Origin of the sequence: Actinoplanes siamensis (genome assembly GCF_016862395.1) — a bacterium.
Taxonomy (GTDB): Bacteria; Actinomycetota; Actinomycetes; order Mycobacteriales; family Micromonosporaceae; genus Actinoplanes; species Actinoplanes siamensis.
The window spans coordinates 94912-108111 of sequence record NZ_BOMW01000004.1 but is presented as its reverse complement, the minus strand read 5'-3'; the positions used below and the strand labels follow the sequence as shown (position 1 = coordinate 108111).

Here is a 13200-nt window from a genome sequence, read left to right as displayed (position 1 = left end):
CGGGCCGGGACCGCCCGATAGGGGGCCCATGATCCGTCGTGCCGTCCCGAGCCGCCGTGCGCTGACTCCGCGTCCCGTCGCGCTGTCTCTCGGAGTCATGGTCGCCCTCACGGTCGTGTACGAGATCCAGGCGTTCACGTCGTTCGGCGGCCCGGACGTGACCGAATTCTTCGCGCGCTGGATCTACGATCTGTTCCTGGTGGGTCCTTGTGTGATCATGCTGGCGCGGTGTGTCCTCCGTGCCGAGGAGCGGGCGGCGTGGATCGCTCTGACCGCGGGCCTGACGTCCTGGACGATCGGGCAGGTCTACTATTCCGTCGCGATCTACCCGTCCGACGATCCGCCGTACCCGTCCTTCGCCGAACTCGGCTTTCTGCTGTTCTTCGTCGGGGCGTCCGCCGGACTCGTGCTCCTGCTGCGCGGACGGGCCGGTGACGGCGGTCGCCGGGCGTGGCTGGACGGCGTCATCGGCGCCCTCAGTCTGACCGCGGTCGGCGCGGCGGTGGTCTTCCCGCCGGTGCTGGCCTCGATGGGACAGGGCGCCTTCGCGGTCGCCGTAACTCTGGCCTTTCCGATCGCGGACCTGAGCCTGATCGGCCTGATCGGCGCCGCGATGATCGCGTCCGGGGTCCGGACATGGTGGCCCATTGCGGCGGGCATGGGTCTCTTCCTGACCGCCGACGTCATCTTCTTCGCTGAGGTCGGCGACTCGAACCTGGTCACCGTCGCGCTTTACACGATCACCACGGTGTTGTGGCCCTGGGGAGCGATGATCTTCGCCTGGGGGGCGTGGCGACCTAGCCGCGCCGACCGCGTCCAGCGGTCGGCCGGCCGGTGGACCATCGCGCCGCCGATCGGGTTCGCGGTGGTCGCCCTGGCTCTGCTGGTGTCGGCCAACTACCGGCCGATCAACACGTTCTGCGTCGTCTTGGCGGCCAGCTGCCTGGTTGCCCTCATCGTCCGGCTCGCCCGCACGTTCGGCGACAATCTGAAGATGCTGGCGGCCAGCCGCAGTGAGGCGCTGACCGACGCGCTGACCGGTCTGGCGAACAGGCGCCAGCTGGTCGACGACCTCGACCGGGCGTTCGCCCGGGCCAAGGAAGACGACAGGTCGTACATCCTCGCCTTTTTCGATCTCGACGGTTTCAAGTACTACAACGACACGTTCGGCCACCTGGCCGGCGACGACCTGCTGCAACGCCTCGGCGAGAAACTGCGGCTGGCGATGCGCGGGCGGGGCCTGAGCTACCGGCTCGGCGGTGACGAGTTCTGCGTGCTGATCGACGCGGCGGACGACGAGGCCTTCGCCTTCCTGGCCGAGGCCGCCGGCGCTCTGACCGAAACCGGTGAGGGCTTCACCGTCGGCTGCTCGTACGGCTCGATCGTCCTGCCCCGCGAAGCCGACCGGCGCGACGTCGCCATGCGCATCGCCGACCAGCGGATGTACGGCAACAAGTCGAGTCGCCGCCCGTCACCCGGCCAGCAGACGAGCGACGTGCTTCGGCGGGTCCTGCTGGAGAGCCGGCCGGACCTCAGCGGGCACCTCGACGCGGTGGCCAGGCACGCCAAAGCGGTCGGCGAGGCGATGGATCTGCCCGCGGACGAACTCGCCGCCCTGATCGAGGCCGCGGCGCTCCACGACCTCGGCAAGATCGCCATCCCGGATGCCATCCTCCGCAAGCCCGGACCGCTCACCGATGAGGAGTGGGCCTCGGTGCGCAACCACAGCGTCGTCGGCGAACGCATCATCGGCGCGGCGCCCGCACTGCAGCGGGCCGCCCGTCTGGTACGTGCCAGCCACGAGCGATTCGACGGGACGGGATATCCGGACGGTCTGGCGGGCGAGGACATTCCGCTGGGAGCACGGATCATCGCGGTGTGCGATGCCTTCGGCGCCATGGTTTCCGGGCGGCCGCACCGGGCGGCGCGCAGCGTGGACGCGGCCATCGCCGAACTGCGGGACTGCGCCGGCACCCAGTTCGACCCCGTCGTGGTCGAGGTGTTCGCCGACGTGCTGGCGAACCGCGCGCAGCCGCGGCCCGCGACGGCCATGGCGCCGGCCGCCTGGGCGACTGCTGCACACTGAATATCGGCCGTGAGCGGATCCATGCTTGCGCGTATCCCAACTTCGCCGTGGTCGAGCTCGACTCGGACGGTGTCCGGGCCGTCGTCGGCGACGCCATCACCCGGTGCGGAGGCCTCGCCGCCGCCGGCACGGAGTTCGCCTTCCTCGGCCAGCACAGGGCCGGCGACGGATTCCGATGGGATATCGGTCGAGGCCGCCGGGACGAGCAACGGGGAAGGGGTGGTAAAGGTTCACGGCCTCCCGCTCCGACTGGCATCCGCGGCCGCCGGATGCAGTTGATCCCGGTCCGGAACGCCGTGCCGAACCCAGAGCCGGATCTGCTCGGCGGCCTGGTCGGCGACCGCGTGCCCCACCGGGCGAGTCACGAGGTCACTCAACGCGAACATGTCGAGGACCCGGCCCGTATGAGCCCAGCTTTCGACAAGCGGCAGGTTCGCAGGCTGGTGTTCTGCGAAGCCCGCACGGAAGCCCTCCAGGAAGCCTTCGGGATAGTCGGCTCCGAAGCGGACCATGTTCGCGGCATCGCCATACGGGCAACCCGAGTAGCTGAACTCCCAGTCCAGCAGCGCCTCCACCCGCCAACCGCTGCCGACTCGAGAAACCAAGATGTTCTTCGGGTTGATGTCGGCATGCACCAGCCGGCTGTGATCGTCGACGCTCTCCAACACCGGCGCGCTGGCCTCGCACAGCTGCACCCAAGCACGGCGTGTCACGCCGTCGAGGCGGCTCTCGGGGACCGCGGCCATACAGCTCTGGGCGGCCTCGACGAGCTGCTGTGACCATGGCTGTTCCTCCTTGACGGTGAGGTCTGCGTCAACGAAGAAACCTCGCCGGTCGAACTCGACCGCAGCGACCCCGGCGACGACCCTGCCTACCTCGGCCCCCAACTCATCGGCGTCGGATCGACCAAGGGCACCTCGAGCGAGCACCCTGCTCAGAACAACGCCATCCACGTACTCGATGACCATCGCGGGTCGTCCGAGCTCATCCCCACCGGGCATGACCACCAAGACGTCCGGAACCGGCACATGCCGACGGGCCGCGGCCATGACCCCTGCCTCAACCACCGGGTCTGTTCCTCCGAAACGCGCAACGACCCGCCCATCAGCAAGCGTGAGCAGGCACGTCTCGTGAGAGAAGCCGCCCGCCAACACCGAGGTCGCCACGATCTTGCTACCCAGCGCCTCCGCGATGCCCTGAATCTCTTCCATCCGCATCCGGCCAGTCAACCAGGACAACAAGTACATCCAACGAGCCACGCGCCGCCCGGCCAAACCCGAAGTCGCCGCGGCGCCATTTGAGATGATCATTAATATGGCCGGTTCCATGACACAGACCGCGCATCGGATGCGATGCGACTGGGGCCCGTCGGGCGCGGACGCCGTCGGGCCGGGAGCGTCAATCGTCGCCGTGGTTGACGTCTTGTCCTTCACCACCGCCCTGAGCGTCGCCGCGGATCGGGGCGTCGAGGTCTTCCCGTACCGATGGCGAGACGAGCGTGCCGCGGCGTTCGCCGCGAGGCGCCAGGCGGTGCTGGCGGTCGGCCGTTCTCAGGTCAGCCCCGATCAGCCGGTCAGCTTGTCACCGTCGACGATCCGTGCCGCGCAAGAGCTTCAGCGGCTGGTGCTGCCGTCGCCGAACGGTTCCACCATCGCTCGCCGCCTGGCGGAGGCCGGCTCGATCGTGATCGGCGTGTCGCTGCGCAATGCGGCGGCGGCTGCGCGGTGGACAACGCGGCAGTTGTCGGACACAGCGGCGGTGGCCGTGATCGCGGCCGGCGAGCGCTGGCCCGACGGTTCCCTGCGCCCAGCCGTGGAGGATCTGTGGGGCGCCGGAGCGTACGTTCAAGGCCTGACAGATCAGGGTGTCACCGGAGTCTCACCGGAGGCCGAGGCCGCAGCGGCCGCGTACCGGCACGTCGCGGTGGACGTCCGCGCGGCGCTGCTCGACTGCGTCGGCGGCCGGGAACTTGTCGAAGCGGGTTATCAGCAGGACGTGGAGGTCGCGGCGGAGCTTGACATGAGCGACGTCGTGCCGATCCTGTCCGGCGACAGCTTCCGTCCGAGCCAGGGCAGGTAGTCGGTTCGACGACGCTCCGGCCGTCTCGTCCGGGTGACCATGGGCTTGGGCGTGGAAGGCGGCGGGTACCGGCCTGCCCGAACCATGGAGGCCGACAGGCGCCCCCCGGCCAGAGCGAGCAGGCCGGGCGACGACCCGTCGGGCGACATGCCCGCGCGGACCCGTTCAGCGCACCGCTGACGCGGTCGCCACCAGCTCGCCGAACTCCCTCGGCAGCTGGGCCGTCGCGTCGGTGAACTCCTTGTGTCCCACCGTCTCGTGCAGTGCCGACAGCACTGCCGCCACGCCGCGCTCGGCGGTCGGCCGGTCCACCCCGGCGTATTCGGCGACACGGCGCATGAACTCGTCGTAGGAAAACGACTCGGCCGGCTCGGTCGGCTTGATCAGGTAGGGGCGGAGCTCGTCCGGTACGCGTTCGGCCAGATCGTGGGCCTCACCGCCGCTGATCCGGGCCGCGAGGGTCAGCAGAGTGCCCTTCGTGAGCAACCGGGCGGTCTCGTCGGGCACACCGGCCCGCTCGGCCACCTTGTCGATGAATGCTAGTTCCGCCATCGTGGGCTACCTCCCTCTTTGTGGCTACCTCCCTCTTTCTGCATCACCGCCGACGCTACGGAGGCCCGAGGTGAAGTCGGCTCACCTGGCGGAGGTGAATCGACGACGAGTCACCGCCGACCGTACGCGCCGTGAAGATCTGCCCGGCGTGCTGGAAGGTGAGGGCCAAGGTTGATGGTCGTGCCGGCCCGGCACGCCGGCCACGACTTCGCGGTCTGCTCGCTCGACGGGCGCCCGGGTGCTCGACCCGACCCCTCATCACCCATACGCTGAGGCTGAACGAGGCGGAGCGCGGCTCCGAGATCTTGAAGAGCAAGCAGACAATTACGAGAAGACCGTGCTCAAGCCGTGACGCCGACCGGATCTGCCTGGTGGCACCGGGGTGGCACTTACGTGTCCTTCTGGTCCTGCCAGCCGCCGGGTTCGGGATGATAGCCGTATGCCGCGGCCCGAACGGTGTCCTCGTCCTCCAGTCCGGAGCCGATGGTGCCGCCGACGGTGGCCAGCGAACTGATGATCCAGGCGAGCACCAAGTAGTCGGCAAAGCCGACCGGCCGCTGCAGGGTCTGCTCCAGCACGGACGTGTCGATCAGCAGCGCCGCGGCGAGGACCGTTCCGGTGAACAGCACCAGGTAGGACACCGTGGTGGCCAGGGTGAGGGTGAGGACCGTGCCCGCGTTGAACAGCCGGGCCAGCTCGGCCGGCGTCCGCCGGTCCGGTTTCTCCCACAGGTCGTGGGCGACGATCAGCCAGGTCACCAGGGCGGTCAGGCCGAGCAGCATGATCACGGTGAGGCGCAGCCCGCCGAGCGCGTCGCCCATCTGCCAGATGGTGTTCGTGGTGAGCGCGAAAGCGGCCGTGCCGAACGCGCCGACCAGCAGGTTGGACAGGCCCAGCAGGGCACGCCCCGGGCGGTTGGCCCGGACCATCCCGGTCAGCAGCCGCATCCGGCCGATCAACCGCGGGGCCAGGTAGCCCAGTTCCCCGGCGTCGGCCTCGCCGACCACGCGCCGGATGGCGGAAATCCGGCCGGACAACTCGGCCGGTGCCCAGCCGGCCGCCGGCACCCGGTCGTCGGAGATGTCGGTGAGCAGCCGGCTCACGAGATCCGGGACGGCTGCGCGGACCGCACGCAGCTGGCGCAGCCCCAGCGCGGGCAGCGACACCACCGCGACTCGGCGTCGAGTGGAGACGTGCGCGACCAGCGGCGTCCGCCCGATGTGCAGCGGCAGGTCGGTCAGGCAGATCGCGACGTCCCATCCGGCTTCGGCGCGCCGGTGGGCAAGATCGTCGAGCAGCGCGTCGACGCCGCCGTCGCGTCGCGGCGCCACCTCGCCCCAGCCTTCCCGGACCGTCCACAGCACATCCGCGTCCACCCGCTCAGCCAGCCGGTCGGCGAGCTCGGCGGCGAGCCGCACGACGACCTGGGCCGGGTAGTCCGGCGGGGTCGCCACCAACCCGACAACGATCTCCGACCGACGCTGTTCACTGGTGGCCATCGGCACTCCTCGCCGGTTCATCCGGGCGAATCCCGCGACCAACTACCCAGATCGGGGCGATACATGCCCGATGTGCGAAGTCATGCGCCTACGCTTGCCGAAGCAGCCCTAGATCAAATTCTGGACACGCGCGTAGGCTGGCGCACGCGGACAGGTGGAGGGCGGCCTTGTGGGCGCGGTGGCCGCGCCGCTCGGGGCTGTTCGCCGCGGGTGCCGCTGGCTGGATCCTGGGGTGAGGTTACCCGCCGTGGCCGGTGTCGCAGGGCCGGCGACTGCTAAACTGTCATGAGGGCATCGCTTCGTCTCGCCGCTTTCAACGCGGCCGGTACCGTGCACATACAGAAACCAAATCTCATCACGGTATGGGTGTACCGGCTATCCCGACCTGGTATGCCGGTCGGGCCCTGCCTGCGGCTTACTTACCGGCTCCACAAGGGTGAGCCGGGTGTGACGACGAGCAAGATCCGATGAGTCCGCGGGGCGGTGATCATGCCGCGGAACGTCAGACAAATGTGCCTGCGCCGTCCGGAAAACGTTCCGACCTCTATGGCGCATCCCGACGAGGTCGAGCAGGCCGGCGATGGGTTGGGCCAGTTGCGCCTCGGGCAGTGCCACGTCCAGCGTGATATGGGAACGCCGATGGACCGCGTCCGGCGGGGCGAGATCGATCCGCCCGGGTCATCGCGCATCGGCTGCGGCTCGATCAGGCGCCGCACGGCTTCGATGTGTTCGAGACCAAGGGGCACAACTGCGAGAAGGTCGTGCTCAACCCTCGACGCCCGCGCTTCCGGAACGGGGAGGGCCCGGGCCGCGGCCATCGGGTGCTGGTGGGATGGAGCGTCATGCCAGACGTTGTGGCAAGCGCGGTGAGACTTGCTGTGGAGATCAGTCACATGTCCGCCGCCGCCGGCGACTCGAGCCGTTTGCTGGACGGTCTGTGGGAGCCGCTGCAACGGCTGGTCCCGTTCACCGCGGGCTGGATCGGGATGTTCGATCCCGAGGAGCGGCGGCATGTGACCGCGGCGGCGGTCGGTCACGACGGTCCTGGCTACTCGTACCTCGAATCACCATCGTTCACCGAGCAGGTCGACGCGGTCGAGCTGTTCCGGCGGCGGCGGCCGATGTGCCTGCGGGACGCGCCGCTCCCGGCCCTCGAATACCGGTCCTGGGCCGAGCTCTGGTGGCCGGCCGGATATCGCGAGGGTCTCGGCGTGCCGCTGGTGACCCGAGACGGCCGGCGACTCGGGGTGATGTCGCTGTTGACGGATTCGCCAGACCACCCCAGCGATGAGGCCCGCGACGCGATCGGCATGGTGGCGCCGATGCTGACGGATGCGATCGACCCGATGAGCACGGTGGTCGGCCTCGCCGCCCTGGTCTCGGAGGCGCGGGCGTCGGTGGCGGTGGACCGCGTCGGAAGTGTGCACCGGGTGCCGGGCCTGCCCTCGCACCCGCTGCTCATGGGGGAGTCCCTGGTGGTGCCCACGGCCGTCGGGAAACTTGCGGACCACCGGACGCACGTCGCGTTTCTGTGCCCTAACCCCGGTGCCGAGAACCAGGACGACTACATGAAGGTCACGGGTATCGCCTGCCGCCCGGGGCCGCCGTCCTACCTCAGCGCCCTCGTCGTGTTGTCCCGGGCCGGCGATCTGCACGGCCTGACCCGCCGCGAACTGGAGGTTCTCGGGTTCCTCATCGACGGGCGTCCGAACCAGCACATCGCCAGCCGATTGTTCATCACCGAGCGCACCGTCGCCGCTCACCTCGAGCACATCCGGGCCAAGTTCGGTGCGCCGAGCCGGACCGTGGCGGCGGTGCGGTCACTGCACGAGGCCCTTTACATCCCCCACGAACTCGCCGGCTCCTGAGGCCGTTCCCGCCCGGGCAGCTCTGCCGGTCGCCGTCGGGTGCAGCTGCTTCGCATCCCCCGAAATGCGGGGGAGGACAGCCTGCGCCCGGCCCAGCACGGCAGGAGCGTCACCAAGGACAACCGGATCTCCGGCATCGGTCTCACCCTGCTCATCGACAGCTTCGGCGACGAGTGCCGACCGCCGCGCACCGATCCCGGGCGGCGACATTGGCAATGCTGCCAATCGACGTCGACCCCCGGCCACGGAATCCTGGATATCGGATGCGTCGCGTTCTTGATAGCACGCCTGCCATGAACCGCGTTGCGCGTCAAAGACGATCATTTCGCAGCCGACAGGAGGCCCGTCGTGGTCGAGGTCGTGCGCGGCCAGCAGAGTGTCCCGCGGCGGACACGCCGGATGTGGCTGCGCATCTTCCTCGTCGGACTGGTGCTCTGGGTGGCCACTGTGGCGGTCATCTTCCTCACCGGCAACCCCAATCTGATCCCCACCCTGGTCCTGCTCGGCAGTTTCCTGGTGCCGGTGACCTTCGTCGCGTGGGCGTTCGAACGCCGGGGGACCGGCGAACTGACCGCGGGTCTGGTCTTCTCGACGTTCCTCACCGGCGGCGTCCTGGGTGTGCTGGGCGCATCGGTGCTCGAGGCGTACCTGTTGTACCCGTCACCGTGGTTGTTCTTCGGCGTCGGGTTGATCGAGGAAGCGGTGAAAGTCGTCGCGTTGATGGTGCTGACCCGTCACCTGCAGACCCGGTCGCTGCGCGACGGGATGATCCTCGGCGCGGCCGTCGGCTTCGGTTTCGCCGCCTTCGAATCCGCCGGCTACGCCTTCACCGCCCTCTTCACCGTCGACGGCCTGTCGATCATCCAACTCGTGCAGACCGAGCTGATCCGCAGCCTGCTGGCACCGGTGGGGCACGGCCTCTGGACCGCCATCCTGGGCGGGATACTGTTCGCCACCTCGCGGCACGGCCGTTTCACCATTACCGGCAAGCTGATCCTGGCGTACCTCGGGGTGTCCGTCCTGCACGGTCTGTGGGATTCGATGCACAGCGTCGCGTTGTACCTGACCCTGCTGCTGGCCGAAGGTGAGCAGGTACGCCCGTCGCCGCAGGGCTGGCTGATCGAGCCGAGCGTGGAGCAGGTCAATCTGTTCACCGTCATGGAATGGGCCGGCCTGGCGGTCATCTCGATCATCGGGATCGCGTGGCTGGTCGTCCTGTGGCACCGGTCGGCCCGGCTGGACCGTGACGCCCGGCCGATCCCCGTCCCGCCGTCGCGGTACGGCACCGGATACTGAGAAGGGACCTACCCGTATGCCCGTCTTCGGAGTTGCCAAGTTCGAACGCTTCTTCAGGCTCGCCGCCGAGTTGGACGTCGACAAGGACGACCTCAAACGTTTCTCCGACTTCGTGGAGCACAAGCTCTACGACCTGCTCCTCATGGGGCAGGCCAAGGCGTCGGCCAATCTCCGGGATCTGGTCGAGCCGTACGACCTGCCGATCACCAAAGGGCTCCAGGAGAACATCCACGAGTTTCGGAAGATGGACGACGAGATCGAACTGAAGCCGATCCTGGACCGGCTGGCGACGTACCCGCCGCTGGACCGCGCACCCAGCGAGGAGACCCAAACGCAGCTGCCCGAGATCGTCGGGGGACTCGGCCTGGTACTGGCCAAGATCTTCAAGATCACCGACCCCGAGGTGAAGAACCCGCAGAGCGAGCACTGGGAACGGGCCATGCGGATCTTCGACGAGCTGATGTGAGCCACACGATGAGGAGCGCAGTCGGATGACGGACGTGGCGGCCATCCTGAACGCCCATCCCCGCCCGTTGCCGGGCATCGACGAGGACGCGCTGCTGATCGCCGTCACGGAGACCCTCAACTGCGCGCAGAGCGGTACGTCCTGCGCGGACGCCTGCATCGGGGACCCGTCCGCGGCGCACCTGGGCAAGTCCACCGGCGCAGCCCTCAACTGCGCAGACATGGCCACTGCGGCGGTGCGGGTGCTGTCCCGGCCCACCGCCTACGACCGTGCGGTGACCGAGGCGGTGCTGCGGGCGCTCATCGAGACCTGCCGCGAGGGCTACGAGGAACACCGGAAACATGCCTCGGAGAACGAAGCCTGCCTGATCTGCGCCGAAGCCTGCCGCAAGTGCGGTCAGGCGTGCCGGCGCCTGCTGGATTCGCTCGGATGAGCGGCAGCCGACGAAAGAAGCGTGAGCCATGACCTTAACCACCGACCCGCACGTCGCCATGATCCGGCCGGTCGTCCCACGGACCCCGGAAGGCTGCGACGAATGCCTGCGTCTGGGTACTACGTGGGTGCACCTGCGGCTGTGCCTGACCTGCGGGCATGTCGGCTGCTGTGACTCGTCACCAATGCGGCACGCTCGGGCGCACGCACATGCCGTGAGTCATCCGATCGTCCAGTCGTTCGAGCCCGGCGAGGACTGGCGCTGGTGCTACGTGGACGAGACGTTGGTCTGACCTCAACGGCGCATGTTGGTCTGACCTCAACGGCGCATACAGCGGCCGCGGTGCCTGTCAATGGACCAGCACCGCGGCCGAACTGGATCGCGGTTCAGGGGTTGATTTTGATCAGGTTCTCCACCTCGGTGACACCCGGTGCCGACCAGGCGACACGCTCGGCCTCGTGGCGTTCCGCCCACGACCTTACGGTCCCGGTCAGGATCACCTTGCTGCCCTGGGAGGCGACGTGGATCCGTCCCGCGTCTGTCTCGGCCGTGCGTACCAGGGCGTCCTCGATCTTCTTCTTGAGCTCCTCGGGCGACGGGCCGGCATGCGGCCGCACGGTGATGAGGTTGCTGACCCCCTTGACGCCGGTGAGGTACCGGACCACCCGTTCCGCCTCCTGCCGCTGATAATCCCAGGTCACCTCGCCGCGCAGGGTGACCCAGCCGTCGGACACCGAGACCTTCACCATGTCGTCGGGTACGAGCGAGTCCATCTCGAGCGCCCGTGTGATGGATCGGGCTAGTTCGACGTCGGTCTGCTCGTAGCTCGGCGCCAGGCGTACCTCGATGTTGTTGACGACGGCCTTCACGCCGCGAATACGAAGCGCCGCGCGCTCGGCGGCCCACTTCTTGCTGAACGCGTCCACCGTGCCGGTCAGCGTCGCCACCCCTTTCTGCACGGTCACGCCGATCTCGTTCGGCGCGATCTCGGCGTCCCACTTCAGCTCGTGCAGTACCTCACGCTGGATGTCCTCATCGCTCTGGCTGATTACTGTGCTGGACATGCCGGTCCTCCAAGACCCCTCGTTCGTCATTCGTGCCGACCCGCTCGCGCCATGGTTCGGGCTGGGGCCTGCCTGGATCCTCGGTCCGGACTGGGTGACTCCGGCTCACCCGTGGCAGGGTAGAAGCGGCCCTGCGCCTCAGGAGAAGTTGGCGAGCGCGTCGCGGACGCGGTCCGCCGCCTGTGCCACGGCCCGCGCCGGGTCCCGCGCACCCGCTTCAGCGGCGGCTGCCGCCTCGGCCACGCGGACCGCCCGACCCATCTCCCTACGCTCCCGCACCGGCACGTTCCTGCGGAGCTGCGGGAACTCGGCATGTTCCTCGTGACGGGAGTGAGCGGTCACCAGGTCGCGCAGGCCGGCGATCGTGTCGTCGAGGTGGCCGTGGGCGGCGGCGCGCACGGCGTCGGACAGTGCGTCGCTGATCCGGCTCTCCTCGTCGAGAAGACGGTCGGCCAGATGCTCGTCCGGGCGCAGTCGCCGGGCGAGGGGGTGGATCATCCGCCCCTCCGCGATCTCGTGCACCGCGATCAACCGCGCCAGATCACCGAACGCCATGAGCGCCTCGTCTCCGGTGGCCCCGGCGGCACGGCCGCACAGCCGGTTCATCCGAGCGTGGTGCGCGGTCAGCAGTTCCAGCACGTCCGGCCCGCTCTCCGGGCGCCTGCGGCTCCGTTGCGGCCGATCCGGCTCGTCGTCGACCCAGACCAGCGGGTGGTCGGTTCGCAGAGTCACCGGCTCGGGCAGGCCCTCGCCGATCACCTCCTGCGAGTCGCGGCCGGAGTAGCGGCGTAGCAGATCCGAAGCCGCGCGCAGATGTGCCAGCTGCATCTGCAGATGTAGTTCCCACATCGGCCGTAGCCGCCGGTCGTCCTCTTCGGCCATGAATGCGTAGTACAGATAGCAGCTCGCCGACTCGTGCACGACCAGTGCCTCCCAACCGCCCTCGAGGGATTCGGGCGGGTACCCGGCTGCCCACCGGTCGGCAGCCTGCACCATCCAGTCGTGCAGTAGCGACAGCGGCTGCATCGCCGGGGCGGAGGGGGTCCGGCCGCGAGCCGGCGCAGTGGCCCGTGGGGGCCACACCCCGTCCACCTCGTCGGCGACCTGATCGGCCCAGGGCAGATGTGCGCGGTCGCCGACCTGGGCGTAGCGGCGCAGGCGTTCCAGGTGCTGCCACGCCTGCTGCCGGTACGCCGACGACCGGTCCGGCTCGTGCTCGTTGCGGGCGGCCCAGCCGGCCATGTCGAACGCCGCCCGTTCACGGTCGATCGCGTCCTCCCCCGCGCTACGGGCCGGTGCCCGTACCCCAGCTATGTGCTGGCGCCGCTCGGCGGTCGCGTCGCCCAGGTTGCTCACCGACCGGCGTGCGTCGGCGTCCGCGACGCGGTTCGCGAACTGCCGGTCGAAATGCTCGGCATTCGCTTCGACGGCCGCCACCATGCCGATCCGGCGAAGGGTGGAGGGGTCGGTCCCGCGGGTGTCGACCGGTTCGACGTCGAATTCGTGCCAGTGCCGGCCATGGTGGTCGACCGGGATTCCAGGGTGGTCCAGCGGATCGAACACGAGATCTCCTCCGCGTCGCGCATACGCAGACCCGTTCCTCCTCCAGTGGGTCCGCCTCAATATCGTCGCGTCGGGGCGGGCGAGAACGGGTCACCTTGAGCGGGTGATTCCGCCAGCCGAAGGTGTCGACGGGATCTCATCCCGGCCGGGGGACAAGGACGATCGCCCGCGCCCGCGCAGATGTGGGGTGCGCGGTCGCCCGCACGGGAGGAAGTGCCGGTATCAGCGGGATCTGGACGTCGTGCCGGCTTCTCGCGGCTGGTACGCGCGCTGGCGCCGCACCCCCGAACGCAC

At 69.0% G+C, this 13200-nt stretch carries 12 protein-coding genes; 7 read left to right on the top strand and 5 right to left on the bottom strand.

Annotation, left to right across the window (positions count from 1 at the left end):
- The first annotated feature begins 97 nt into the window (after positions 1 to 97).
- Positions 98 to 2086, top strand: coding sequence for a diguanylate cyclase (locus Asi03nite_RS01345; RefSeq protein WP_203676397.1), 1989 nt, complete (start codon positions 98 to 100; stop codon positions 2084 to 2086).
- A 230-nt stretch (positions 2087 to 2316) separates the two neighbouring features.
- Here the strand turns inward: Asi03nite_RS01345 and Asi03nite_RS01340 are convergent, their stop codons facing one another.
- Positions 2317 to 3522: a phosphotransferase gene (locus Asi03nite_RS01340; RefSeq protein WP_239102280.1), complete on the bottom strand. Its 1206-nt coding sequence runs from the start codon at positions 3520 to 3522 to the stop codon at positions 2317 to 2319.
- Here Asi03nite_RS01340 and Asi03nite_RS01335 point away from each other — a divergent pair.
- Positions 3497 to 4165 (top strand): 2-phosphosulfolactate phosphatase, encoded by a 669-nt coding sequence (locus Asi03nite_RS01335; RefSeq protein ID WP_239102279.1) that lies wholly within the window; start codon positions 3497 to 3499, stop codon positions 4163 to 4165. The two genes, Asi03nite_RS01340 and Asi03nite_RS01335, sit on opposite strands and share 26 nt — an antisense overlap.
- Positions 4166 to 4330: 165 nt before the next feature.
- Here the strand turns inward: Asi03nite_RS01335 and Asi03nite_RS01330 are convergent, their stop codons facing one another.
- Positions 4331 to 4717, bottom strand: a complete 387-nt coding sequence (locus Asi03nite_RS01330) for a DUF2267 domain-containing protein (RefSeq protein ID WP_203676395.1) — start codon at positions 4715 to 4717, stop codon at positions 4331 to 4333.
- Positions 4718 to 5106: 389 nt separating this feature from the next.
- Entirely contained in the window at positions 5107 to 6216 is a 1110-nt protein-coding gene (locus Asi03nite_RS01325; RefSeq protein ID WP_203676394.1) for a hypothetical protein, read from the bottom strand.
- An 842-nt stretch (positions 6217 to 7058) separates the two neighbouring features.
- Here Asi03nite_RS01325 and Asi03nite_RS01320 point away from each other — a divergent pair.
- The 5 genes from Asi03nite_RS01320 (at position 7059) to Asi03nite_RS01300 (ending at position 10571) form a co-directional block, all read left to right on the top strand.
- On the top strand, positions 7059 to 8084 hold the full coding sequence (locus Asi03nite_RS01320) for a LuxR C-terminal-related transcriptional regulator (protein ID WP_203676393.1): 1026 nt from the start codon (positions 7059 to 7061) through the stop codon (positions 8082 to 8084).
- Positions 8085 to 8432: 348 nt separating this feature from the next.
- On the top strand, positions 8433 to 9380 hold the full coding sequence (locus Asi03nite_RS01315) for a PrsW family intramembrane metalloprotease (RefSeq protein ID WP_239102277.1): 948 nt from the start codon (positions 8433 to 8435) through the stop codon (positions 9378 to 9380).
- A gap of 16 nt (positions 9381 to 9396) precedes the next feature.
- Positions 9397 to 9846: a DUF1931 family protein gene (locus tag Asi03nite_RS01310; protein ID WP_203676392.1), complete on the top strand. Its 450-nt coding sequence runs from the start codon at positions 9397 to 9399 to the stop codon at positions 9844 to 9846.
- Between the two features lie 25 nt (positions 9847 to 9871).
- On the top strand, positions 9872 to 10279 hold the full coding sequence (locus Asi03nite_RS01305; RefSeq protein WP_203676391.1) for a four-helix bundle copper-binding protein: 408 nt from the start codon (positions 9872 to 9874) through the stop codon (positions 10277 to 10279).
- Between the two features lie 28 nt (positions 10280 to 10307).
- Positions 10308 to 10571 carry a UBP-type zinc finger domain-containing protein gene (locus Asi03nite_RS01300; protein WP_203676389.1) on the top strand — a complete coding sequence of 88 codons (264 nt, stop codon included), beginning with the start codon at positions 10308 to 10310 and terminating at the stop codon, positions 10569 to 10571.
- A 94-nt stretch (positions 10572 to 10665) separates the two neighbouring features.
- Here Asi03nite_RS01300 and Asi03nite_RS01295 read toward each other — a convergent pair whose 3' ends face one another.
- Positions 10666 to 11343, bottom strand: a complete 678-nt coding sequence (locus Asi03nite_RS01295; protein WP_203676387.1) for a BON domain-containing protein — start codon at positions 11341 to 11343, stop codon at positions 10666 to 10668.
- A 138-nt stretch (positions 11344 to 11481) separates the two neighbouring features.
- The gene (locus tag Asi03nite_RS01290) at positions 11482 to 12906 is read right to left on the bottom strand and encodes a hemerythrin domain-containing protein (protein ID WP_203676386.1); all 1425 of its coding nucleotides are present in this window, start codon (positions 12904 to 12906) and stop codon (positions 11482 to 11484) included.
- Positions 12907 to 13200 lie beyond the last annotated feature (294 nt).